At 32.0% G+C, this 24,105-nt stretch carries 22 protein-coding genes and 4 pseudogenes; 9 read left to right on the top strand and 17 right to left on the bottom strand.

Features of this window, described 5'->3' with window-relative positions:
- Window positions 1-161: 161 nt before the first annotated feature.
- Window positions 162-1,388: an AraC family transcriptional regulator gene (locus MHH42_RS12760; protein WP_070173205.1), complete on the top strand. Its 1,227-nt coding sequence runs from the start codon at window positions 162-164 to the stop codon at window positions 1,386-1,388.
- Window positions 1,389-1,820: 432 nt separating this feature from the next.
- Here MHH42_RS12760 and MHH42_RS12755 read toward each other — a convergent pair whose 3' ends face one another.
- The gene (locus MHH42_RS12755; RefSeq protein WP_000791131.1) at window positions 1,821-4,475 is read right to left on the bottom strand and encodes a M4 family metallopeptidase; all 2,655 of its coding nucleotides are present in this window, start codon (window positions 4,473-4,475) and stop codon (window positions 1,821-1,823) included.
- Window positions 4,476-4,985: 510 nt separating this feature from the next.
- Window positions 4,986-5,360: a hypothetical protein gene (locus MHH42_RS12750; RefSeq protein WP_001106151.1), complete on the bottom strand. Its 375-nt coding sequence runs from the start codon at window positions 5,358-5,360 to the stop codon at window positions 4,986-4,988.
- 194 nt (window positions 5,361-5,554) lie between these two features.
- On the opposite strand from MHH42_RS12750, the gene MHH42_RS12745 reads away from it, so the two are divergent.
- Window positions 5,555-5,719: a hypothetical protein gene (locus MHH42_RS12745; protein ID WP_001115306.1), complete on the top strand. Its 165-nt coding sequence runs from the start codon at window positions 5,555-5,557 to the stop codon at window positions 5,717-5,719.
- A gap of 551 nt (window positions 5,720-6,270) precedes the next feature.
- On the opposite strand, the gene MHH42_RS12740 is transcribed toward MHH42_RS12745, so the two are convergent.
- From MHH42_RS12740 to yqeK, 4 genes and pseudogenes are all read right to left on the bottom strand, one after another.
- The gene (locus MHH42_RS12740) at window positions 6,271-7,119 is read right to left on the bottom strand and encodes a GNAT family N-acetyltransferase (protein WP_000617087.1); all 849 of its coding nucleotides are present in this window, start codon (window positions 7,117-7,119) and stop codon (window positions 6,271-6,273) included.
- 81 nt (window positions 7,120-7,200) lie between these two features.
- Complete coding sequence (gene mtnN, locus MHH42_RS12735; RefSeq protein ID WP_000215738.1) at window positions 7,201-7,938, bottom strand: 5'-methylthioadenosine/S-adenosylhomocysteine nucleosidase; 738 nt, start codon at window positions 7,936-7,938, stop codon at window positions 7,201-7,203.
- Entirely contained in the window at window positions 7,935-8,609 is a 675-nt protein-coding gene (locus MHH42_RS12730) for a DUF3885 domain-containing protein (RefSeq protein ID WP_043321894.1), read from the bottom strand. The genes mtnN and MHH42_RS12730 overlap by 4 nt, the downstream gene beginning before the upstream one ends.
- Before the next feature lie 13 nt (window positions 8,610-8,622).
- Window positions 8,623-9,231, bottom strand: a pseudogene (gene yqeK, locus MHH42_RS12725) (bis(5'-nucleosyl)-tetraphosphatase (symmetrical) YqeK).
- 198 nt (window positions 9,232-9,429) lie between these two features.
- Between yqeK and MHH42_RS12720 the strand changes: the two are divergent.
- The 3 genes from MHH42_RS12720 to MHH42_RS12710 all read left to right on the top strand — a co-directional run bounded on the left by MHH42_RS12720 (window position 9,430) and on the right by MHH42_RS12710 (window position 12,470).
- A complete protein-coding gene (locus MHH42_RS12720) occupies window positions 9,430-10,125 on the top strand; it encodes a response regulator transcription factor (RefSeq protein WP_001043192.1) in 696 nt (231 codons plus the stop codon).
- Window positions 10,115-11,272: a sensor histidine kinase gene (locus MHH42_RS12715; protein ID WP_001243279.1), complete on the top strand. Its 1,158-nt coding sequence runs from the start codon at window positions 10,115-10,117 to the stop codon at window positions 11,270-11,272. Before MHH42_RS12720 ends, MHH42_RS12715 begins: the two co-directional genes overlap by 11 nt.
- 181 nt (window positions 11,273-11,453) lie before the next feature.
- Window positions 11,454-12,470, top strand: coding sequence for a D-alanyl-D-alanine carboxypeptidase family protein (locus MHH42_RS12710; protein WP_001160070.1), 1,017 nt, complete (start codon window positions 11,454-11,456; stop codon window positions 12,468-12,470).
- Between the two features lie 58 nt (window positions 12,471-12,528).
- Here the strand turns inward: MHH42_RS12710 and MHH42_RS12705 are convergent.
- The 5 genes and pseudogenes from MHH42_RS12705 to MHH42_RS12685 all read right to left on the bottom strand — a co-directional run bounded on the left by MHH42_RS12705 (window position 12,529) and on the right by MHH42_RS12685 (window position 15,335).
- Window positions 12,529-12,987 (bottom strand): annotated as a pseudogene (locus tag MHH42_RS12705) (DinB family protein).
- Window positions 12,988-12,989: 2 nt separating this feature from the next.
- Window positions 12,990-13,732, bottom strand: a pseudogene (locus MHH42_RS12700) (alpha/beta fold hydrolase).
- Window positions 13,725-14,285 (bottom strand): hypothetical protein, encoded by a 561-nt coding sequence (locus MHH42_RS12695; RefSeq protein WP_001080626.1) that lies wholly within the window; start codon window positions 14,283-14,285, stop codon window positions 13,725-13,727. The pseudogene MHH42_RS12700 and the gene MHH42_RS12695 overlap by 8 nt, the downstream one beginning before the upstream one ends.
- Before the next feature lie 50 nt (window positions 14,286-14,335).
- On the bottom strand, window positions 14,336-14,875 hold the full coding sequence (locus MHH42_RS12690) for a GNAT family N-acetyltransferase (RefSeq protein WP_139138329.1): 540 nt from the start codon (window positions 14,873-14,875) through the stop codon (window positions 14,336-14,338).
- Window positions 14,876-14,978: 103 nt separating this feature from the next.
- Window positions 14,979-15,335, bottom strand: a complete 357-nt coding sequence (locus MHH42_RS12685) for a hypothetical protein (protein ID WP_000535571.1) — start codon at window positions 15,333-15,335, stop codon at window positions 14,979-14,981.
- A 595-nt stretch (window positions 15,336-15,930) separates the two neighbouring features.
- On the opposite strand from MHH42_RS12685, the gene MHH42_RS12680 reads away from it, so the two are divergent.
- The gene (locus MHH42_RS12680; protein WP_073990633.1) at window positions 15,931-16,170 is read left to right on the top strand and encodes a hypothetical protein; all 240 of its coding nucleotides are present in this window, start codon (window positions 15,931-15,933) and stop codon (window positions 16,168-16,170) included.
- 567 nt (window positions 16,171-16,737) lie between these two features.
- Here the strand turns inward: MHH42_RS12680 and MHH42_RS12675 are convergent.
- The 3 genes from MHH42_RS12675 to MHH42_RS12665 all read right to left on the bottom strand — a co-directional run bounded on the left by MHH42_RS12675 (window position 16,738) and on the right by MHH42_RS12665 (window position 19,430).
- Window positions 16,738-18,107, bottom strand: a protein-coding gene (locus MHH42_RS12675) for an IS3-like element ISBth167 family transposase (protein WP_087949097.1) whose coding sequence is annotated in 2 segments (ribosomal slippage) — window positions 16,738-17,642 and window positions 17,642-18,107 — 1,371 coding nt in all. Because the reading frame shifts where the segments join, the coding sequence is not laid out codon by codon here.
- An 89-nt stretch (window positions 18,108-18,196) separates the two neighbouring features.
- Window positions 18,197-18,658 carry a hypothetical protein gene (locus tag MHH42_RS12670; RefSeq protein ID WP_000569861.1) on the bottom strand — a complete coding sequence of 154 codons (462 nt, stop codon included), beginning with the start codon at window positions 18,656-18,658 and terminating at the stop codon, window positions 18,197-18,199.
- Window positions 18,659-19,049: 391 nt separating this feature from the next.
- Entirely contained in the window at window positions 19,050-19,430 is a 381-nt protein-coding gene (locus tag MHH42_RS12665; RefSeq protein ID WP_000450239.1) for a hypothetical protein, read from the bottom strand.
- A gap of 635 nt (window positions 19,431-20,065) precedes the next feature.
- On the opposite strand from MHH42_RS12665, the gene MHH42_RS12660 reads away from it, so the two are divergent.
- Window positions 20,066-20,434: an FtsB family cell division protein gene (locus MHH42_RS12660; RefSeq protein ID WP_000526889.1), complete on the top strand. Its 369-nt coding sequence runs from the start codon at window positions 20,066-20,068 to the stop codon at window positions 20,432-20,434.
- 197 nt (window positions 20,435-20,631) lie between these two features.
- Window positions 20,632-20,688 (top strand): annotated as a pseudogene (locus MHH42_RS12655) (exosporium leader peptide-containing protein); the annotation flags it as partial.
- Window positions 20,689-20,705: 17 nt separating this feature from the next.
- Here the strand turns inward: MHH42_RS12655 and MHH42_RS12650 are convergent.
- Both MHH42_RS12650 and MHH42_RS12645 read right to left on the bottom strand, forming a co-directional pair.
- Window positions 20,706-20,918 (bottom strand): hypothetical protein, encoded by a 213-nt coding sequence (locus tag MHH42_RS12650; protein WP_255253930.1) that lies wholly within the window; start codon window positions 20,916-20,918, stop codon window positions 20,706-20,708.
- Between the two features lie 15 nt (window positions 20,919-20,933).
- Window positions 20,934-21,179 (bottom strand): hypothetical protein, encoded by a 246-nt coding sequence (locus MHH42_RS12645; RefSeq protein WP_000237381.1) that lies wholly within the window; start codon window positions 21,177-21,179, stop codon window positions 20,934-20,936.
- Between the two features lie 317 nt (window positions 21,180-21,496).
- Between MHH42_RS12645 and MHH42_RS12640 the strand changes: the two genes are divergently transcribed.
- A complete protein-coding gene (locus tag MHH42_RS12640) occupies window positions 21,497-21,664 on the top strand; it encodes a hypothetical protein (RefSeq protein WP_000358199.1) in 168 nt (55 codons plus the stop codon).
- 465 nt (window positions 21,665-22,129) lie between these two features.
- On the opposite strand, the gene MHH42_RS12635 is transcribed toward MHH42_RS12640, so the two are convergent.
- Window positions 22,130-24,070, bottom strand: a complete 1,941-nt coding sequence (locus MHH42_RS12635) for an AMP-binding protein (RefSeq protein ID WP_070173199.1) — start codon at window positions 24,068-24,070, stop codon at window positions 22,130-22,132.
- Window positions 24,071-24,105: the final 35 nt, after the last annotated feature.

The raw sequence follows: 24,105 nt of genomic DNA, 5'->3' as shown, positions 1-24,105 counted from the left end.
CTATTACCTGTATATTCAAATAATATGTGCTATTCATGTTAAATTATGGTATTATTCTTAGAAGTTTATAATTTTTATTGATAAAGTTTTTCCGTTTCTACTTATGAAAAAAGGAATATGTGTTTATTCAACTATCACGCACAACTGTAAGGAGGAAGAATATGACTAAAAAGCTCAGTCTAGTTGAGATAGAGTACATTTGCAATATGTTTTTCCAATCTTTTGAAGTTCCAGTTTGTTTTTTAGATTGCAACAAAAATATTCTTTTAGCTTTTACATCAAAAAATGATTCACTTTCATTGTATACATCAAAAATAGAACAGTTACATATGCTTTATCAGAGAAATGATTCATATAATTCTCCCATCTTCAGGACTCACCAACATCTAGGGCACTTCATTTTAATTCACATAAAGAGCGATTATATGGTGAACGGCACTGTTATTATTGGACCTGTAACAGATGTAAGCTTTTCTAAAAACGAAACGGATAGCAGCTTTCATTTTATGCCGAATTATAAAAAAACAAGAGACTATTACTTTTCATTGTCACTCAAAGATCAATATTTCTTTGTAAATATGGCGATTTTGTTCCATAACATTCTTTATAAAAAAATTTCAAATGTAAGTACATTTGCAAATAAAAGTGACTCATTTCATGTAAGTCATAGCAGTATCTTAAACGAAGATGTATATATTTCAATGCAAAATAACGAATCTATCTGTCATAATTTGTATTTAGAGCAACAACTACTTGGAGCTATAGAAAACGGGGATAAAGAAACAGTACTCAAATATTATTATGTATTTCAACAAGAGATTCTTTCATCCTTACCTTCATTCCATCAATTAAGAAGACATAAAAACATTTGTATTTCATCCATTACACTCGCTACTAGATATGCGATAAAAGGAGGGCTTCCATCCGGGATTGCTTACAAGATTTATGATCTACACATCCAAAGAACAGAAAATTTAAAAGACAAAGAATCTGTTTGGCATTTATTAAAAAATGTTTTCTGTACTTTTGCAGACCGTGTGAAGGCACAAAAAACACAGCAACATTCACAGACTATTGCTATTTGCAAAAACTACATTTTCAAAAATATTTACAATCCAATATCTGTTAAACAACTTGCTACATTTTCAAACGTGAATTCGGATTATTTATCTATATTATTTAAAAAAGAAGTTGGTATTTCATTAAGTGAATATATTCAGCGTGAACGAATCGAAGAAGCAAAGAAATTATTAACTTTTACAACCTATTCTTTATCTGACATCTGTGCTTCACTCAATTTTACTGATCAAAGCTACTTCACTAAAATTTTTAAAAAATTCACTAACGAAACGCCTGGTAAATACCGGAAATCTCATCTTGTCATATAGGTGAAACTTCCATTAATACAAAGTGTTTTCAGTAATTAATGAATGGCTATTTAAAACTACTCTAACATTCATGAACTTTACGATTCAGGCTATTTTTAAACAACAAAAACACGTTACTATTTTTAATGAGAATAGTAACGTGTTTTTTACGTAATATATTTCTGTAGACAGAATCACATCCAAGCGCAAAGTTTTATGGAAGCCAAATGTACCACTTAGCTACTAACATCTTAGTAAGTAAAAACTTCATCTAAAAATTATTGTGTGTAAAAAAAAGCCAAACTATTTTTCAGTTAGTGATATTCGCCCTTCGGTACCAATAATATAATTTACGCTTAAGACAAACTGCCTTTTTTGTTTTACTTATTTTTCACTTTATTTTTTCTGGATTATGAATTCTTTTCTTCAAATGAATGATGCCTATGCCTGCCATTATTTTTGTATCTTTCTACATTTACGAACCAAAGTGAGTACTGTTGCTGCAATAACCATCAACATGCCCATTATTGCACTGTTAGTTGTACTTGCACCCGTTTTTGGAAGCTCTTTATATGTATATTCTTTTTTATCATAATTACTATTACTAGCAAGACCATTAGCTTTGCTAGTGTCTTTATCTTTCACTAGTACTTTTTGTATTGCCTTTACCTCATTACCTACGGAATCTCTGACACTATATATTATTTCATAAGTATCAGCTTTAGATGTATCTACTTTACCATCAACTTTTACTTTAGAAGTAAGGTCATCATTCTTTTTATTAGTAGCTGATACTCCTACCATTGGGTCAAATTGATCATTCTCATTAATTGTAGTTGTAGCAGGTACTTTTAGTATTGGGTTGTCATTTTTAACTTCTTCTCTAACTTTAACCGTTACAGTTTGTTTTGCAGTTACTTCATGACCTTTAGAGTCTGTAACTGTGTATGTTAATACGTAAGTACCAGCTTTAGATGTATCTACTTTACCATCAACTTTTACTTTAGAAGTAAGATCGCCATCTTCTTTATCAATAGCTAATACTTCTGTCATCGGAACAAATGAATCTCCTACATTAATAGTCACTCCAATAGGCGCTGTTAATTTAGGCTCTATATCTAATATTTCTTCATTTTTCTCTACAATTACAGTCTGCGTATCCGTTGCATTCCCCCCTTGGGAATCGACAACCAAGTAGTTCACAATGTATTTACCTGGTTTAGATGTATCTACATCGCCTTTATGCTGTACTCTATTTGTTAAATCACCATCTTCTTTATCAGCAGCTGTTACATTTCTCATCGGGTCAAACGTATCACCTACACGTAGTGTAATTGTAGACGGTACAGTTAACTCTGGGACTTGGTTTTCGGCAGTTTTTTCGTTTTCTTTCACTGTTCCCTTAATTTTTGCTGCATCAAAAGCTTTTTGGACCGCTTGAACCTCAATTGAGTTCGCTCCATATTTGTTTGTTGCAACTTTAAGGCACGCTAATCTCAATTCTGAGAAATTAGAAGTCATGTTCAATTCATCAGTATTTGCATAGTAGAAAATATCAAACATTTTATCTTCACCAATACCATTTACAGTTACACCGTTATGAGTACCACCTTGAGCAATTAAATACGCAACTTTATTAATAATACTTGAGTTGAAATGAATGCCTCCATTATCCTCTCCATTTAAATCATTATATTTACTATAATCATCTGGATATGGTACTCCATTTGAATAATTGATTGAAGATGGATTTTTCATATTACGGAAAACCGATCCAGTTTGTTCTCCTGTTGTCCAGTTAAATTTTCCGTTATTTATGTATTTCTCAATAGCCGTTCCCATAATATCAGATAACGCTTCGTTAATTGCACCAGATTCTCCGAAAAATTCAAGGTTAGATTCGCTAGAGGTAACCGCATGTGTAAATTCATGGCCCACTATATCGAACGATTTCACCATGGGGTCACCATATATAAGCATACTAATATTATTAATATTAGCACTAAATGCATTCTCCCAATTTTTAGGGTTATTTGTTCCTCCAGAATCCCATGCATGTACAACTGATACTACTTTTTTTCCCTTATTATCAAAACTATTACGCTTGTATTTATCTTTATAAAAATCATATACCTTTGTTGCTAAAAAATGAGCACTTACCGCCTTTGGATCAGTAAATGTTGGTGAAGTGCTAGTTACTAATATACCAGGATAATATTTTTCTTCATTTGTAATATCTCTATAATTTACATCATATGTCTCAATTCCTTGCCCTCTTGTGTAATCAGCAAGAGCATATTTCCCATTACTTTGTTCAGAAATACCAAAAGTGCGAGTTATACCTAAATCATCTTTCCCTGTTCCAGTTAGTGATACGAAATTGTTTTTTTTACTTTCCTTTAAAGGTTCAACATGCTCTTCACTTACTTTTAAACCTGATTCTTGTACCATATTTTTCAACATTTCACCATTATCGGCATTCACTAAATAAGTTCCAGATACATAGCTTGGTGTTGCAGCAGCAAATGTAACTTGATATGCATTTGAAGCTTGTCCATTATTTTCATCCACAAAAATAACTTCCTTAACTTCTGGTTCAGAAATGAACTTGATATTGCTCCCGTACTTCGTATAAATATATTGTTTGGCTTCTTCTTTTGATAGCTTAATAGGCTTTTTCAAATCTTCTTGTTTTAAATTTTGCGCGCTATCGCCTGAAACACTTTTAATAACACCCTTATTATCTACGTGTGCAGTTAATTGATGGCCATATACTTCTTTTCCTTCGTATGTTTGCTGCATACGTACGAGTGTAGTCCCATCATACGAACCACGTTTTTGAAAGACTTTATAATCTACTCCTGTTTCTCCATTGACTTGCTTTGGAGAAAGCGCTTGTTCTGTTTTCTCCTTAAGTGCATCCTTTACTACATTTTCTGGTGTCTTTTGTGACGGTTGAGTAAGTTCACCTGAGCGGAACGATTCCTCCTGCATTTGAACTTGTAGTTGATCTGTTTCCTCTGCATGACCTATTCCGTATGGCGCTACAGCTGTTAAAGCCAATCCTGTTGTTAATGCAACTATAGCTATTTCTTTTTTATTTTTCATGATATTTACCTCTTATAATTTCCTAAAATATAAAACTGTTAAAATTATACTATTCATTCGTATCAAAAAAAGAAAATAAAAAGCATATAAAATTAAACAAAATCGCATAATTTAATGACGTTAATTCATTATTTAAATATAGTTATTCTAGAGAAAATCACTGCTTTTAATGAACTTTTTTATAGATATATATAAGGTTCGATAAATTAAATTTCACGTGTAAATTCTCTTTTTTTAAAGATCCAGTTTGAGTTTTCTAAAGTTATCATAGCAAATAAGCCTTAGTAGGTTTCTATTTTCAGATCTTTCTATTTTAATTTTCATCAATAAATGAAGTCATATAAAAGTGAATTGTGTAACACAATATATTAATTACAGATATAAAGCATATTATAAAAAGGTGACTTCTGTAATCAACAAAAGTCACCTTCTTACAATAGATTCGCAATACATATTATCCCAAAAATGTTTATAATGTATAATTTCTATGTAACAAAGAAAAATAATTTATTAACGAGCATTTTCCAAAACTTTTATTAGGTCATTTATATTTTCAATTTTCTGTTGAAACTGATCAAATTTGCTATGTAGCAATGAAGGATTTTTATCTTCTCTTGAAATAACTTGTTTTAATTCGTGTTCTAATTTATCATACGCATCAAAGAAATTATCAAATTCTACACTTACAAGCTCGTCATTTTCACGATAAAATCTTTTTGCTTCTATATAAGTCATATATGATTTATTTAAAAATCCTAATGAAATTAAATATTTAGAAGTGTTTTCTTGATAAATAGCAATATCACATGCTGTTTTAATATCAGAATAAGTCTTTTGAATAAAACATTGTAATTCAAGAATCTTAAACTTTAAACCATAATTCATTTCATTCCCTCCCATCCTATCTATTCTACATAAAATAATAATATTTTACAAAATAAAATATTATTATGAAAGTGACATTTAAAAAGATAACGAAAGAAGAAACAAATTCAAAATTTTCAATCCTTACTTTTAATCTTCAAATAATCTTTTAATTGTTATATAATAAACTAAATATATAATTAGGAGTAGATATAATGCCAGAAACATTAGAACTCATTCTTTTCATACTTATAGCAATTAGTGCTGTAGGTTATCTAATAAAAGAAATTCAAAAACCTAAGAAAAGAACGCTTGGAATTTCACTAGAATTTTTAGTTTTTTTCTGGTCAATATGGAGAATATCGACTATCATAATTTAATTTATATAATTCCTCTTCTCTCGATAAACCTTACTATTCAATCAATACTGTAAACAAACCATTGCTTAACCATATGCCTTTAATGGAGCAGATAACTTTTGCTAGCTGCTCTTTTCTTTGTAACCATTATACACAAATTTTCATATAATATAGTCATTCCTTTCTTATAAATTAAGCTCGTCACTTCGGTTATAAAAATGGGATTATATCCTATAACTTTTTTTAGAATCATCCATAATTTATTTCTGAAAAAGTGCTTTGTTTTACTGAAATGTGGTTGCGGAAACAACCGCCTTTTTATTTTCAAAAAAATCTAATTTCCAAAAAACTATCCACTGCTTTCTGGAACAGTTTTATAATTTCTAACCTGCTTCCTCGTTTCTAATTCAATATGTAATCTCTCGTTATTTTACTGTCACTTTATAAATAACCTTCTAATAAAAAGACCTCCACATATAGTATATTGGGACTTATTCACGGATTATATATGAGAAATATTTTACGCTCATAGTGCAAAAATAAAAAGCGCAAAGAATAATTCCTTCCGCTTTTTATAACAATAAATACATTTCATATTGTGCTAAAGAATTCTTTTTAAACCCAGATTTCTTTAAAAACCCTTCTAGTAAACTGTTGTTTGGAAAACCAATAGATAAACTTGATAAATTTGATTCTACTCTTGCTACTTGTAATAATTTCATCCCAATCCCAATATTTCTATAATCTTTATCTACGAAAATATAACTAATTTTACCTTGTTCATTTACACATACAGAGCCTTTTAAATCATTATCAACATATGCACCGTAATACGTATTATTTGTTTTTTCAATGTAATCAATATCATTTTGCCAATTTATATGGAAGTTAAGCCATTTCTGAATTTCAAGTTTAAATGTTTGAAATTCTAATCTTTGCACTTCAATATTTTTATTATCTTTATTTGTTAATTTAGTTACATCATTTAAATTATAATAAGAAAGATCATACACTTTTTCATAACCTAATTTGTTATAAAAATGAATCGCCCTATCATTACCTACAATAACTTCAAGAAAGAGTTGCTGGCATTCATTTTGTATCGCTTCTTCTTTATGTAGCTCAAATAACTTTTGACTTACTCCAATGCCGCGAAACTCTGGATGAACAGCTAATGTTCCACAACGCATTGTTTTTATAGTTTCATAAACCTTTATACCACCAAGTATTATGCCAACAGATTTGTCACCATCTAAAGCAAGAAAAGAGTGTTCTAGCGAGTTACCTTCTGGTCCAAAAAATCTTTGTATAAAATCTTCTTTTGAAACATCCATTTTAATAATGTAATCTGAAAATCCATCCTTAAAAGCTCCATACACTAAATCTATACTTACTTCACTACATCTTTTATATTGAATCATATAAATATAATCCTCCGCTTTGGCTTGTTATATACTACATTCAAATACATGAAATGAATTTCTTTCACCTGAATCTTTTAACTATCTATTATTTACTACAGTAATCTCATAAACACGTAAAAAAGCAATTAAATGCTCACATGCTCGTTCACATGCTAACATTTTAAAAACCTTTTGTTCTTCTTTCGTTTTATCATTCGCTTGATCTGAAGCAGCTTTTAAACATAAAAATGGTTTTTTATTTATATGACATACGTAAGCGAAAGCAGCGACTTCTTGATCCACCGCCAATGCTCCGTATACAGTATGCAGTAAATATCTCATTTCGGAACTACGAATACGCTGATCTCCAGATAAGAACGTACCGAAGTGAACTGGATCATAAGATCGTATTTTTTTTATTTTTCTTACAATTGACTTTGTTGTTTCAATAGGTGCTGTTCTACCATCATATAAATTAAAAACATCTTCCCCTGAACCAGCAGCAGTAACATCGTGTTGTATTGCATTAAGTGCTACTACAATGTGACCATTTTTCACCTTATTTGATAAACTTCCGCATATTCCTGTCATAAATAGCTCGTCCGGCTGAAATTCACTTATTAATAATTGTACACAACTAGCACAACTTACTTTGCCAACACCAGTTATTACTGAAATAATTTCCAGATCATTTATATAATGAAAATGAAATTCCCAAGCTGCTCTTTTTTCAATGCGTTCACTCGGATAATGTTGATGCAAATACGTAAGTTCTGGTTCCCATGCGGATACGATTGCGATACGTTTCATTACACACTTCACTTCCCCTACTGTCATTTAAATAAGCTATCTATACTTTCTCGTTCATAAACTGGAATCCACTCTTTGTATTTTTCATATAAGCCTCGTATTATTTCTTTATTCTTCGCAATGACTTCACATCCTCTATCATCATAAATAAACATGACAATATCTTTCGTTGCGTTAATGAGAAATACGTCAGGATAAGAAACCTCTTTTTTGCGTCCAAAACGAGGATAAAGATCTGGAAAATCCTCATGATTAACAGCTTGAATAAGTAGTTCATATTTAATATCTTCCGCAAGACATTTTAAAGAAAATTGAGATGTACAATATAAATCTGCTTCTTCATCTTCAAATAGAAAAGGTAACGTTTCTTGTCTTATACGAAACTTTAAATCTCTCTTTTTAATATATTTATTGTATATATTTATTTTCTGTGGAGTTTTTATATTTTCCTTTTTAAACCGATAAACATTTGCTACTACAAACACTACATCTTCTTTTAAAAATATATCTTCAAATAAGTATTTATTATCTGTATATAGTTGAGAGAAGTATTCCATATTTAAATCGTCGGTTCCTTCTACAATTTGATATTTATCTTTCCCAAAATCAAAATGTAGATGATTTTCCCACTGAGAGTATATGGACGGTACTAACGTAACTCCTGGGAATGTTTGATTCATATATTCTTTTAACTGCATTTTCATATCCTTTCTACTCTACAAGTTCTTTTAAATACCAATAAGCTTCTTCTAGCCACGGATGTATAACTTTCAATGTATCTTTTCTTTCCCACAAATATGAAATATATACAAAAGCAGCATGTTCTAAAGATTTTTCTCATCCATTTTTTATATCTACTAAGTATGATGGTGTCCCATTTTGATCCCATTCTATTTTATCTGCAACAAATAACACTAAATCCATCTTCGTTGCATGTTTACGCAATGTAGTATGGCAACAAATTGCACCTAAAATCTCTTCATCTTCCACTTTAAATATCTCTCTTGCGATTACTCTCGATAGTTTTTGATGAATAATCATTGGAAATTTCCGTTCTTTTTGTAATATTTCGATTCCAACTGCTTCAGCAACTTTAATCCGGTCCTCATTCGGAAAGATTGCACTTATATCATGTAAATACCCTGCAATTTCTGCTTTTTCTTCATTTTCATGAAACATTATCGCTATTTTTCGCGCTTCATTTGCCACACGAATTGAATGATGATATGTAAATTCTTTATCGTACTTTAATAGAAACTCTTTTATAGAGTGTTCTATTTTCCCAGTTGGAGTAAATGAACATATTTCATTATATAACACGTTAATCTCCTCCTTATTACGTTCCTTCAATATAATAGGAAATTCAAATAACTCTTCTATTGTTAATTCGTTATGAATGCTTTAATTCCTTTTTAATACGTTACATGAAATTTTATGTAAAATCATTGCTACAAAGTACATAAATGTTTGTTATTATAGTAGTGTTGATGATTTGTAAGGAAAGGAACTAACTATATAATGAATAAAAGCATATTAATTATTGATGATGATAAAGATATTGTAGAGTTACTCGCTGTTTATTTACGAAATGAAGGATATAACATTTTTAAAGCTTATGACGGTGATGAAGCAATACAAATGATATCTGCATATGAAGTTGACCTCATGATTTTGGACATTATGATGCCAAAGCGAAATGGATTAGAAGTTTGTCAGGAAGTGCGTGAAAATAATACTGTACCTATCCTTATGCTGAGTGCAAAGGCTGAAGACATGGACAAAATATTAGGGCTTATGACAGGTGCAGATGATTATATGATTAAACCGTTTAATCCACTAGAATTAGTCGCTAGAGTGAAAGCTTTGCTGAGAAGATCCACTTTCCAAAACGCTGCTACTCAAAAGAAAGACGATGGTATCATTCGTATTCGAACAGCTGAAATCCATAAGCATAATCATACTGTTAAAGTAAATAATGAATATATTAAACTTACATCTATTGAATTTGATATTTTATATTTACTAGCGAGCAATACAGGAAGAGTATTTAGTTCCGAAGAAATATTCGAACGTGTTTGGAATGAAGATGGTTATGGCTCAAATAAAACTGTAATGGTTCATATTAGTAATTTACGGGATAAACTTGAAACAGTAATGAATGGAGAAAAATTTATTCATACTGTTTGGGGAGTAGGCTATAAAATTGAGAAATGAAGCATTTGATATTTTAAAAGATATCCCAAAATGGAAGATAATTTTTTGGTTTTTATTAGCTATCACTCTTACACCTATTACTGAATTAATTATATATCGCCTCATTACGAGTGTAATCGAGAGTTCACTTACTCTAACCGAACTCGGTAAAGAATTCATTCGGATTTTTGGTTATGAAAAGTATAAAGGGATTAAAGAATCTTTATGGATGATGATTGTTTCTTATTTATTTTTATTTTCTATTTTTTCATCCTATCTATACATTTTTTATCGTCACGAGAGAAAGCTTTACTATGAAACTTGTATTAAAAAAATGATAGAAGAGATTCGATATATTGCAAATGGAAATTTCAATCATAAAGTTTCCATCGTAAATCATAATTATTTAGAAGAGTTAGCGACTGGGGTCAATCAAATTGTTGAACAATTAAAAGAGTCAATTGACGAAGAAAGACAGGCAGAACAAGCAAAAAGCGAACTAATTACAAATGTATCACATGATTTACGTACTCCCCTTACATCAATAGTTGGATACGTGAATTTAATCCATCATGATAATTATAGAGATGAAGTGGAATTACGTCATTACATACAAGTCATTTATGGTAAAGTAACACGTCTAAATGCATTAATGAATGACTTGTTTGAATACACCCGTGTTCAAAATAAAGAGTTAAGTTTATATTCTGCTCCCATTGATATTGTAGAGCTACTTGGACAATTAACTGTTCAATTCCGAATACAAGTGCAAGAAGCAAATATTGAATGCCGCCCTTCTTTCCCCTCTCAAAAACTCATGGTATTAGCTGATGGAGACAAATTAGTGCGTGTATTTGAAAATCTTATTATAAACGCTATCGCTTATGGAAACGAAGGTGGTTATATTGACCTTACCGCTTATGAAAGCAATAATATGATTACAATTGATATAACAAATTACGGACAACCTATTCCTAGTACAGATTTACCTCATATTTTTGAACGTTTTTATCGTGTTGAAAAATCACGTTCAACAAACACTGGTGGATCAGGACTCGGATTAGCAATTGCAAAAAGTATTGTCGAACTGCATAAAGGAACGATTGAAGTATATAGTGATGACAAGAAAACAACTTTCACTGTAAAACTACTACCATATAAAAATTAATACACCATAATTTTAGGTTCAATTTCTAATATGATAAGAAATTGAACCTTTTATTTTCCATCAATATCCAAAGTTTAATAATCTTTTATAATTCTTTAGAAATTCTTTACCTTTTCTTTCTTCCTAATTAAGCATTCCTTTTTACAATATTATTATTGATGTCATAGTAGGAGGATCGCTTATGCAATTCTTGAAAAAATTCACAATTTTATTATTATCTTTTATTATTACTGCACTTATCGTTTTATATTTTTATCTTTATGTAAATGGTCCAATTATTCAAGCTAAATCAGCTATTTTAATAGATGCTAATTCAGGTGAAGTTATTTATAAAAAAAATGAAGAAACCCCTATACAATCAGCTACTTTGTCTAAATTAATGACAGAGTATATCGTATTGGAACAACTGAATGACGGCAAAATACAGTTAGATGAATCCGTAAAAATAAGTAACGAATTATTCCAAGCGGAAACGACTCCTATGCAAGTAACAGCAAAGGATAAAACGACGGTTCGTGATTTACTTCATGCATTGCTTTTAACAGGAAATAATCGTTCTGCACTCGCACTGGCAGAACACATTGGTGGCAATGAAGATAACTTTACAACGTTAATGAATGAAAAAGCAAAACAGCTACAGTTATCACAGCCATCTCCTTTTCTAAACTCTACTGGAGCTAATCAAGATACAAATAAACAATCGAATACAACAGCGAAAGATGCAGCTAAACTAGCAACGCATTTAGTAAAAGATTTCCCTAATGTACTGAATATGACGAAACTAACCTCTTACCAATTTACCTTCAAAAATTTTCAAGTTTTCAACACAAATAAAATGATTTATTCCCTCAATGAAAACATTAAACTCCAAGGTGTTGATGGCTTGCAAACTAGTTTTTCAACTAACGGTAATAATAGTTTTGTCGGTACTGCAAAACTAGGAGATACTAGGCTTATTTCAGTAATATTAGAATCCGATGAAGAAAACACTACTTTTATTGAAACAAAAAAATTACTTCAGTACGGTTTTGAACCTTCCTCGTACTCTGCACTCCAAGCTTTTAAAGATACTCTTACATCTTGGGCAATATTGCTACAGTTTAAAAATTTAATCATACAAACGATGATGATCTTTTTCATTATTACAATTTTAATGTTTTTACATTTACGTCAAAGAAAATCCGAGGATTTCAACTAAGAAATCTTCTTACATATAAAAACCGACTTGCGTTTACAGTACAAGTCGGTTTTTACGTCTATAATCCTCTTCCAATTAAATTCGCTGAAACGGGCTGAAGATTTAACTCTCTTGCCCATATTGATAGCTGACCTATATGATGAATTTCATGTACGATAACATGTCGTAACACTTCACCATACTTGTACTCTTTATCCGTCCATGAAACTTTTAATATTTTATTCTCTAAGTCTTCTGTCCATGATTGTAAAAATCCCTCTAAATCCTTATTATACAAATGAGATAATGCTTTCACTTTTTGAATAGATTGATAATCCTTAAATTGCGGCTCATCTACTTCTTTTCCTTTCAAATCACAAATCCAGCTATACTCAACATCTACAATATGAAATAATGTTTCTAATATACTTCCAACACCACCAACACGTTTGCGAAGTAATTCTTCCACTGTAAGTTGTTCACACTACTTAAACCAATCTTCTCTTACTTGCCAGTTATATTGAAATACAGTGTACACATTTATCTCTCCCCTACCCCAAGTATCCACTTAACAGCACCTATAATATAATGTGGCTCATCCTTTTGAATATAGTGACCGCTATGTTCTGCAATTATAAATTTATTTTTACTGGATAATTGTAATAATTCTCTTTGTAATTGTAACCATTTCAGTTGTGCAGCTTGCGAATAAAAAGCTTTTTTACCAGCAGCTAGCACACGACAAGGGGAATATCGCTCATTGATTTACAATGTCTATCTGCTTCACCTAGACTTAACATAAACTCTTCATATGAACTTTCATATGCAAATTGTTTATAGTAAGCTTCTTGAAATTCTGGAGACATGATTGGCAAAAATACTTCTTTATAATTTTCTGGTGTCGAATCAACCAAAACTGTTCCCAACATATCCTCGGGATAAAAAACCGTAAATAACCGTGCATTTATACCACCAAAAGAATGCCCTACAAAAATATAAGGTGGCTTCAGTTGTAAAAGATTTAAACATGTTCTTAAATCTTTGACCATTTCAGAACTAATACGTTGCTTGGAACTCTTCCCACTTTTCCCTAATCCAGCTCGATCATATGTAAGTATCGTCCCAAATTCCGTCAGTCTTTCAGCAATATAATCCCATGCCTTTGAATAATCCCCGTAGCCTGATTCCATTATAATAACAGGCTTCCACTTCTTTCCTTGGAATACTTTCGTATACATTTTAAAATCATCAACTTGTACATATTCCTCTATACATTTAACCATCGACAATCACTTCTCTTCGGTCAAGTTCCTCAACAACATGATTAATTATTTCACTTACAGAAAAAGATCCATCCAATACGATATCTGAATTCGGTTTAACAGTATGAATTGCCTCTAAATAAGCTTTTCTCGCATGTGCCATGTAATGTTTTAAATCATTATGTATTTCACTCATAGTATCTTCTTTAAAATCTCGTAAAATTCTTCTAGCCATTGCAATATCTAAAGGTGTGTCAATAAATATAGTTACATCAATGAACTGCCCCATTTCTCTATTTAAGTATGCAAAAGGATAATCTACAATAATATAGTCTAATTTACTATCTCGTATAAGATGCTGAATATCATGAATTAATGGTGTAAGTATCCACTCGTCATAATTTGCTCCATCATCAATCCATTTACAAATATCAGCAGGACAGTTATCAAAGTTATAACTATCAAAAAATAGCGCTTTTGAATTTGTTAACTCATGAGTTAAACTTTCTGTAATAGTAGTTTTACCTCCCCCTGAAACAGCTGCAATTGTGATTACTATAGTCTTTCTATTCATAATTTCCCACCAATCCCTTTTAATTAACATAATAAAATTATAAGAAACTATTATTTTTTATTATTCCATTCATATTCTAGCATACTCATTTCCCATAAATTCCAATACGTTTCTCCTACTTTTTTTGAATCTCTTAATAAACCTTCTTTTACAAATCCTATTTTTTCATAACAAGAAATGGCCGACGTATTAAAATCATACACGCCAAGAGTTACTCTATGTAGTTTTAATTCTTCAAACGCAATATGAAGTACTGCTTTCATCATATGTTTTCCTATTGAACGCCCTCTCATTTTCGTATTACCAACTAACACTTTTCCAATTCTCGCAGACTTATTTATATCGTCTATTTGACCAAGTGAAATATGACCAAGTACTTCTTCAGTCTTTTCATCTATTACTTTGAAAGCGAGTGTATTTGCACTTTCTATATATTTCTCTAATTGCTGTTCGTTTAAAGGATATGTAAATGCATTTCCTGACCACTGTATTAAATATTGTTCGGAATGAATCCAATTTATTAATTGTTTGAAATCAGATCTTTTAAAGGGCACTAATTTAATCACTCTCATTCTCCTTTCGTACATCACTCTTTATAGCCTCAAACTTATTTCTATATAAAGAATATATTCTCCTTTTATACGAAATTAAAATAAAGCCATTCATCAGAATGGCTTTACAAACAAAGCATAATTATGCTTTATTTGCTACGTCAACACCATTAAAATCAAACTCTGCAGTAACCGTTGTAACAGGAGGGAAAATTGCTTCAATTTTGCAAATGGAGATAATTACTGCAACAGATCCAGGAATAGCTGCAAGCTTAACTACATCACAACTTACAGACGAAACAGTACCTACATAAGTACGTCCCTCTGTATTAATTTGAACTGTGCGATTAATTAATTTCTTAAGCTCATCTCTAATTCCTTGCACACAAGAATTATCACATTTCTCATGCTTTTCTTTGTTACACTCTTCGAATATCTCCCAACAATCATCCTGTTTACATGTACACTTCTTTTTACAATTATTAAATCGAGAACCCAAAACCTCACCCCCTAATCCTTTCTATTAGTAAAGTATGTCCACTAGCTTAAAAGTGTACGAGGCAAACACATAGAAAGAAAAAAACAAACAATTGTACTAAACATTTTTTTCTTTATTAATTATAAAAACAATTCTTTAACAGTTAGCGGCTTGTTTAATGAGGGGACTTGGATTTAATTCTGCTGAATTTAAAGTTTAGATAACCTCTTTATCAAATGAATCTTTTTTTCTTTTAATAAGCCAGCTCCTTTAAGAGTTAGCTGTTTTTTCTATTACTTTACATATACATAGGCTTTGTTTGCAGTAATATAATATATTTTTTCTCCGCTGTTTTGAAATATACATTCAGAAAAATGTACTCCAAAATTAGATATTATTTATAATCAGAATGTTTTCTTCAACATGTGTTTATTGATAAATGTCATAACCAGTAATTCTCTCCACTATCTCTTGGAAATTAGCATAGTTTTTATGAATTCTATATGTAGTAGAAAGCACTCTATCATATAAAGATAAAATAATAGGTTTATAAACAAGCCATTTCTTCACTAAAACATAGAATGATAGTAATCCTATTGAAGGGAGGTATAAAAAAATGTCCTGGAATAATGATTGCTGGAGTTCTAAGAAACAGCATTGTTGTGATGACTGGTGGAAGTCTAAAGAAAAGCATCATTGTGATGATGATTGGAGTTCTAAGGAAAAGCATTGTAATGATGATTGGTGGAAATCTAAAGAAAAGCATCATTGTGATGATGATTGGAGTTCTAAACGAAATAAGTGTCGTTGTAAATGTTTCTTTATTTGTTGTCATTGTAAAAGAAAACATTGGTAAGATTTTAATGTCAACTTAACGGAAAGAATATGTCTTTTGGGATCGATAAATACTAGAATATAATATACAAAAAGCTGACTGAGTATAGTCGGCTTTTTGTATATTAACACATAAAGATTTAGACTGCCATCTATAGTTACAAGTTGAGTGGAGTGTCGAAATATAAGCTGACTCTTATAAATCGACTTTGTAATTATTTCACATACACTTTATTTACAGTAGTAAGTTTTCCTTTTGCTATGGTGCATTAAGTCCTGTAACACTTAATTTTGCATCAATAACAAACCCTCAGCATACTCACTTAATCGCTGCGACAACATAGGGTTTATCATTTCACGTTTACTATGAGTTACCCATATCTTATATTTTGTGTAACTAGCCCAAACGCTAAATTCCTTGTTATTCATAGCATCATAACATTTTATCTTTCTAGTTACACAATGCATTAACAATGAGCAACTAGAAATTAGCATCCGTGTCATTCTTCCCTGTCTATCTCATGAGCTCTTCTATGTAACTAAAAAATACACCTTAAATGAACTGAACCCAAAAAATTAGACAAATATATTAAGCAGCTACTAAGGATTGAACTCTGTATTGCACAGGGGACAATCCTTTTAGTTTTGTTTTAATTCTTTTGTGATTGTAGTAATGAATATAAGTTTCTAGTTCTTGCTTAAATTGTTCCATACTTTCAAACTCTTTAAGATAAAGTAATTCAGACTTTAATAAGCCAAAGAAATTTTCCATGACTGCATTATCTAAGCAATTTCCCTTACGGGACATACTTTGGATAACGTTATGTTTTTTAAGCGACTGATGATATTGTCGCATTTGATAATGCCAACCTTGATCCGAGTGTAAAATAGGAGTTTCCTTATCATTCAAACGTTGAAACGCCTTATTCAACATTTTAGAAACAAGGGAATAGGCAGGTCTATGTTCTATATTGTAAGCTATAATTTCTCCGTTATATAAGTCTAAAATGGGTGATAGATATAGTTTTTTACCATGTAAGTGGAACTCCGTCACATCTGTTACCCATTTTTCATTTGGTTTTGATGCGTGAAAATTACGTTTTAAAATATTAGGAGCGAATTTCCCGACAGTCCCTTTATATGAACGATATTTTTTTAATCGAACAAGACATTTTAATCCCAGGATATTCATTAAACGTCGAACGGTTTTATGATTTAATGCATGGCCTCGATTACGTAATTCCAATGTAATACGACGATAACCATACCTCCCAAAATTCTCACTAAAGATCTCTTTAATTAATTCTTTAACTTTCTTATATTTATCTGGACGTTTCGCTTGTTTCATCCAGTAATAGTACGTACTACGAGCGATATTAGCGACTTTCACAAGGTCAACGACCTTGTATTTATGCCTTAATTCATAAATCAATTGCGCTTTGTCTTGGTCTGTGATGTTTTCTTCTTTTGAACTAAGGCATTCAACTTTTTTAAATAGTCATTTTCCATACGCAGACGTTCATTCTCTGCTTGTAGCGCTTCTATAGAACCTTCAAGAGATACTTCGTTTTGTTTTAAATGTTGTAGCTTAGCTTTTTCTTTGGCCATGGTTAGACGCCCCTTTTTCTTTGATTTTAGGGCATCTAATCCTTCTGTTTCATATGCTACTTTCCATTTTCGGAGTGTTTCGCAAGAAGGAATATTAAAAAAAGCAGCTGTTTCTCTCAGAGATGTCCCATTTTCATTCATATAATGAATTACATCTAGTTTATACTCGAGAGAGTAAGTTGTATAGCGTTTTTCAAACGCCTTTTCCCCTGAAAATTCAAACCGTTTAATCCATTGATAAAGTTCTCTAGGATGAACCCCTATAGAATTAGCAATGGTTTTTCCGCCTTCCGTACCTTCTAGATATCGTTTTACTGCTTGTATTTTATCTTTTGAAGAAAATTTAGCCATAAAAAATGCACCTCCAATTGTTAATTATGTGTCTAACAATTGGGGTGCACTTCAAAATGGGTGGTCTTTTATGTCAGTGAATAAAAAGATTACATTATCCCTCCAAATGTAATTGTTCCTAGTAAGCCTAATAAAACAAATCCTGTCAAACAAACAAAATCAGCAAGACAAATGGAAGACTGTGATAAAGGAACAAATGACCTACTTGTATTAGATCCATAATGTTTTATTTTCTCATAATTTATTTCTAACATTACGTGTAGACATGATACACATTCTTCAGTTGTTTGAATAGATTCATCTTCTAATCGCTCCAATAACCTACTATTAAGAGCAAACGGAAGAGAATACTGCTTGTCTAATTTCATATTTTGGTACATTAATTGTAAACGAGATAACATATTATTTTTCTTTTTGTCAGACTTCAGTTTACTTTTCATATTATTAAATTCATTTAATAACATCGTCAACTCATCTCTGCTGCCATATAAATCTTTAGCTATTCTTCTTTTTAGTTTGTACGAATAAATCATAGATTTAATCTCAATCATTGTATTACACTTCCTAATTAAATTTTATTTAACCCAATATGTTAAAAACAGTACTTTCAAATCCTATTAAAAATACACTTAAGTATCTTGATTTACTATCGATTAATATTACATTAACCTTACACAGTTGTAATAATTTCTTTAACACCCCTCCCGAACAAACATACATTTCTTTCCGGTCAGTTTTAATTCGGAAGTTAATTGCGTCATTTATAAAAATAACCCTGATCTATTTTGTTAATAAAAAATAAAAAAGTGGCCACCAAACTACAGAGTAATATAACAACTCCCTTTTTAGTTTGATGTCCACGGATTCTTCCAGTAGGACTAAATTTATAATTATTATTATAGCCTTTTCTCATATTTTAGTATATTTCTCATTAGAAAAAGATTATTTTATATAGATTACTATAAGCATCCATAAAGCCAAGGCGCCAATGATAGCGAGCGCTATACGTGTAGATAGTATCCTTAATTCAAAATCAGTTTTCTTGGAGGGTTCAGGATATGCAATTATGTAAATTCCCTTTAATAATGCAAGCCATGCAATAACCGTTAGGAACCCCTGCCAGTTGAATGCCCATACATTATGTAAGATTACAGTGCCTAGCCCTAGGAAAATCGATAAAAAACCGTACATAATACCAAACCCTCTGTCTTCAACCACTAATTTTTTCAATTCACGTAATACCGATGGGCGTACGAAAAGTATTCCCGATACGATAACCGTGATCCATCCCCAAAACAATCCTAAAAAAGTGCTAGTTTCCATTTTTAGTTCACTCCCCTCAATTATTTATATTTCAGATATTCCTACCTTTAGAACAATTTCAGCACCTATATATTGGCTATATTCTGCTCTTTATTCATACAAATATGGCATATTCAATACCTATCCTTAATCATCTCATTCTTCGTCATTATCTATCCGAATCAACCGAAGTCGCTTTATACTATTCCCGCACACTTTTTCATAACTTGGAGCTATCATGCACTGGAGCCAATATAATGATTTATTTGCCTTTTCACTAACCTCTACAATTGTCCCCTCTGTAATAAAATGATCACCTTGATACAATGTATACTCGCTTATCCCATGGAATCATCATTATTCCCTTCCCTATTAAAATAGCGTTTTTATTTCAAATGATACTCCTATTAATTTAAACGGATTTTTCAGTGTTTTTACCCAAAAATTCGTGATATCGTTAATTAGTCGAGTACTTCATTACTTGATGATTATCCTTAGGAGCCTCGCAGACAATCGGTGTTTCTTTTATGTAAATAAGGATTTTGTTTAAACTTTACGATATGCAACTATATTAAAATATCTTCTAAAATTCCCATTAAACATTTATAATACTTTTAAACGGTTTAAATTCTACAATCAGTAATGGAGGCATTTTAATGGGAAACATCCCAAAAGTATCATCACACCAATCAAGTCCTAATATACCCTCACAGCAAGTGAACCCTAATACACAACAAGGCAATAGAAAAAAAACAAGACGCCGTATTATAACTACTTTGGCTATTATGGTACCTATAATTTTTGTCCTTCAATATTCTCTGAATAACCAACAAGAAATGATTAAAGAAAAACAAATCACGCTGAATACGGAACAACAAAAATTATCTTCTGTAAAGAAGGATGGCCATTCCCTTAAGAATGATGTTAAAGCTTTAACAAGTAGTGAAGAAGAAATTTTAAAATTCGCAAGGAAATTGTATGGATTTTCTAAACCGAATGAAACTATATTTCAAATAACTGAATAAAATTACACTGCATTACCCAAAAGGCGATTTGAAGATAATCGCCTTTTTATATTTAATTTCTAAAGGAATCATACTACTCTCTCTTTCTATCAAATAACTATTTTGTTTAATTTATTAAAATACAACCGCTTGTCCATTTCAGTTTGCTCTGTCAGTACATTTACTAATAGTAATACAATTTTTAGAGGTGATAAATTATGGACGAGTTTTTATCTTTTGTTGCACATAATCCCGGTTCTATTGGACCTACACTTCCACCTGTTCAACCCTTTCAATTCCCTACTGGTCCCACAGGTTCTACAGGAGCTACTGGTTCAACTGGACCAACCGGATCAACCGGACCAACTGGACCAACTGGTTCAACTGGACCAACTGGACCAACTGGACCAACCGGACCAACCGGACCAACCGGACCAACCGGACCAACTGGATTTAATCTTCCTGCTGGACCTGCATCTATTACCTTGACTTCTAACGAAACCACAGCATGTGTATCCACTCAAGGAAATAATACTTTATTTTTTTCGGGGCAAGTATTAGTAAACGGTAGTCCTACTCCAGGGGTAGTGGTCAGTTTTTCATTTAGTAACCCTTCTCTTGCTTTCATGGTTCCTCTTGCTGTCATTACCAATGCTTCAGGTAACTTTACCGCTGTATTTCTAGCCGCTAATGGGCCTGGAACAGTAACCGTTACTGCTTCACTTCTTGATTCTCCTGGAACAATGGCTAGCGTCACTATTACCATTGTGAATTGTCCGTAATGGTTTTGTTTTTAAGGACTAAGCAGTTTCTGATAAGATGAGCACTGATTTACAGTGCTCTTTTTTATCATTGGGATGTTCTTTTTAAATGAAATTTCGTAACACCCTACTAAAATAATGCTTTTATTAATCACTAATGATCTTTATATTTCTTCAGCTTGTCATCACAGGTAATTTTTATAAGTAGTTAACTTCTCAATGTAGTTTGTGTATATAATTCCATTCAAAGATACATAATACCCACGTAACTATTTAAAAACACTTCGTTTTTATATCAAAGTTCAAAAAGGAGCTACATAACATGGATAAAAAAGATTTATTAAGTCAACAACTTGATCATGTATCATCTGATGCGCTGAATACTCCTAGTAAAGCCCAAGAGCAAATGCAAGAAACATCTCAGAAGGCACATAATTCAAACAAAAAGGGCAATACTCAATCTTTACATGTTGAAGATTTACCAAATTAAGACGTATATAGAATAACGAACAAATACTAAATTTTAAGGGGAAAAATTCTTAAGAACGAGTGAACTTAATTTTTTCCCTTTTCCTATTTACATAACACTTTAATAGGAAATACGTACACATTTTTGACACATTCCCTATCACAATCTCCTGAAAATTCGTGATAATATTAATTTGTCGAATACGCCAAATTTCGACATTGCACGACAATACTTTCTCCCTTAGTGAATCCCTGTCCCCCAGGGATTTCTCCTTTTATTCATTACTTTTCGCTTCACTAAATTTTCATCCTTAACACAATTCAATCACTCCAATGAATAGACATGCCACAATCCTATTTTGATAAAAACTATAAAACAAACATACGTCGTAATAATACAAGTAGAATTTTACTACTTCAAATTTACTTCTTCTCTTTTTATAAACATGAAAAATGAGCTCCATTTACATAGAGCTCATTCCTACATTTATAATTTACTAGACTGTAGACCCTGAATATGTGGAACTACTTCTGGATTTACAAGTGATGATAAATCTCCTAATTCTTTTCCTAAGTAAGCCGCTTTGATGACGCGTCGCATTACTTTAGAATTACGTGTTTTTGGCAAATCCTCTACAACGTGGATATCCTTTGGACATAATGCTTTTCCGATATGAGAATTTACTAAACTCATTAATTCTTTCTTTAATTCTGCTGTAAATATTACACCATCTCGTAATACTACAAAGCAATGACAAACCTCACCTTTTACATCGTCAGGTACACCAATGGAAGCTGCTTCTATTACATTAATATGTTTCACAAGAATAGACTCATATTCAGCAGGCCCAATACGTTTACCAGCAATATTTAGCGTATCATCTGAACGCCCTGTAATGATATATTGTTCACCATCATAAATAACCCAGTCACCATGAACCCATTTATTTTCAAATCGTGACCAATATGTGTTCACATAACGCTCATCGTCTTCCCAGAAACTTTTCGTCATTCCAACCCAAGGTTTCTCTAAACATAATTCTCCAACTTCATCACGGATTGGTTTACCTTGATCATCAAGTACAACCGCAGCCATACCTGGTAACGATGCGTTAAAACTAATTGGTGCGATTGGCTTAATCAGAACATTACCGAAAATCCCACCAGAAATTTCAGTTCCGCCTGAATAGTTACAGATTGGCACTTTTCCTTTTCCAACTGTTTCAAACAGCCACATCCATGGATCAGGATTCCAAGGCTCTCCTGTTGATGCGAATACTTCTAAACTCTTTAAAAAATGTTTATTCACATACTCATCACCTTTTGCCATTAATGCACGGATTAACGTTGGCGAAATACCGAGATGAGTAATTTCATATTTATCAACCGTCTCCCATAAGCGATCTGCTTCTGGAAAGTCTGGAACACCTTCGTACATAACCATCGTTGCACCATTTATGAGTGAACCGAATAATAAAAATGGCCCCATCATCCAGCCCATATCAGTTACCCATAATACACGATCACCTTGTTTAATATTCATTCCAAATCCTGCATCAAAAGCTGCTTTCAAAGGAAATCCTGCATGCGTGTGTACCGTTCCTTTCGGCTTACCAGTCGTTCCTGATGTATATATGAGCATTAAAGGATCGTCACTATGCATTTCTTCGGCATGTATGAATGGTTTTTCTTTTTCTAGCGTACTCCATGAAAAGTCATAATGATGCGGTGTAAAATCATTTCCTGCATGACGAACAATTACCACCTTTTCAACAGTCGGGCAATGTTCACAAGCTTTATCTACTTCATCCTTTAAAGAAACAATTTTCCCGCGGCGTGAAAATCCATCTGCGGTAATAATCATTTTTGAACCAGCTGCTTGTACGCGTGTCATAACTGCATCCGAAGCAAATCCCGAAAATATTGGTGAAATAATTGCTCCGATTTTCATTACAGCTAGCATCGCAACAACTGTTTCCGGAATCATCGGCATATAAATTGTTACACGATCGCCCTTCTCAATACCCGCTTGTTTCAAACCATTGGCAACACGGCTTACCCAATTGTCAAGCTCTTCATATGTAAATGATTTTGAAGTTCCATTTTCCCCTTCGTACTGAAGTGCTGGCTGTTTTCTTGTCACTTCATCCGCAATCCAGCGGGATAAAGCTGATTCTACAACGTTACATGTTCCACCATTATACCACTGTGCAAATGGCGTACCATTTTCTAAATCTAACACTTCTGTATAAGGTTTCATCCATTGATAGCCAACTGCTTTTTCTGCCTCTCCCCAAAACCAAGCTGTTTCCTCAATAGATTTATTATAAAAAGTTTCATAGTCTTCATATCCCAATGATTTCATCCAACCATATAAACGTGTTTTTTCCTTATACTCTTCTGTTGGAAACCAAACTGCTTGTTTCAATGTTTTCCCCTCCTTGACTTTTTGAGCAAGAAAGC

The sequence above is a fragment of the Bacillus sp. FSL L8-0099 genome (assembly GCF_038006385.1).
Classification (GTDB): Bacteria; Bacillota; Bacilli; order Bacillales; family Bacillaceae_G; genus Bacillus_A; species Bacillus_A toyonensis.
This window is presented reverse-complemented; position numbering and strand designations above follow the sequence as displayed.

What these genes read in the sequence shown, in the direction of transcription:
- MHH42_RS12760 (WP_070173205.1), top strand. Translation starts at nt 162, where the DNA reads ATGACTAAAAAGCTCAGTCTAGTTGAGATAGAGTACATTTGCAATATG.
- MHH42_RS12755 (WP_000791131.1), bottom strand. Translation starts at nt 4,475, where the DNA reads ATGAAAAATAAAAAAGAAATAGCTATAGTTGCATTAACAACAGGATTG.
- MHH42_RS12750 (WP_001106151.1), bottom strand. Translation starts at nt 5,360, where the DNA reads ATGAATTATGGTTTAAAGTTTAAGATTCTTGAATTACAATGTTTTATT.
- MHH42_RS12745 (WP_001115306.1), top strand. Translation starts at nt 5,555, where the DNA reads ATGCCAGAAACATTAGAACTCATTCTTTTCATACTTATAGCAATTAGT.
- MHH42_RS12740 (WP_000617087.1), bottom strand. Translation starts at nt 7,119, where the DNA reads ATGATTCAATATAAAAGATGTAGTGAAGTAAGTATAGATTTAGTGTAT.
- mtnN (WP_000215738.1), bottom strand. Translation starts at nt 7,938, where the DNA reads ATGACAGTAGGGGAAGTGAAGTGTGTAATGAAACGTATCGCAATCGTA.
- MHH42_RS12730 (WP_043321894.1), bottom strand. Translation starts at nt 8,609, where the DNA reads ATGCAGTTAAAAGAATATATGAATCAAACATTCCCAGGAGTTACGTTA.
- MHH42_RS12720 (WP_001043192.1), top strand. Translation starts at nt 9,430, where the DNA reads ATGAATAAAAGCATATTAATTATTGATGATGATAAAGATATTGTAGAG.
- MHH42_RS12710 (WP_001160070.1), top strand. Translation starts at nt 11,454, where the DNA reads ATGCAATTCTTGAAAAAATTCACAATTTTATTATTATCTTTTATTATT.
- MHH42_RS12695 (WP_001080626.1), bottom strand. Translation starts at nt 14,285, where the DNA reads ATGAATAGAAAGACTATAGTAATCACAATTGCAGCTGTTTCAGGGGGA.
- MHH42_RS12680 (WP_073990633.1), top strand. Translation starts at nt 15,931, where the DNA reads ATGTCCTGGAATAATGATTGCTGGAGTTCTAAGAAACAGCATTGTTGT.
- MHH42_RS12670 (WP_000569861.1), bottom strand. Translation starts at nt 18,658, where the DNA reads ATGATTGAGATTAAATCTATGATTTATTCGTACAAACTAAAAAGAAGA.
- MHH42_RS12665 (WP_000450239.1), bottom strand. Translation starts at nt 19,430, where the DNA reads ATGGAAACTAGCACTTTTTTAGGATTGTTTTGGGGATGGATCACGGTT.
- MHH42_RS12660 (WP_000526889.1), top strand. Translation starts at nt 20,066, where the DNA reads ATGGGAAACATCCCAAAAGTATCATCACACCAATCAAGTCCTAATATA.
- MHH42_RS12645 (WP_000237381.1), bottom strand. Translation starts at nt 21,179, where the DNA reads ATGGTAATAGTGACGCTAGCCATTGTTCCAGGAGAATCAAGAAGTGAA.
- MHH42_RS12640 (WP_000358199.1), top strand. Translation starts at nt 21,497, where the DNA reads ATGGATAAAAAAGATTTATTAAGTCAACAACTTGATCATGTATCATCT.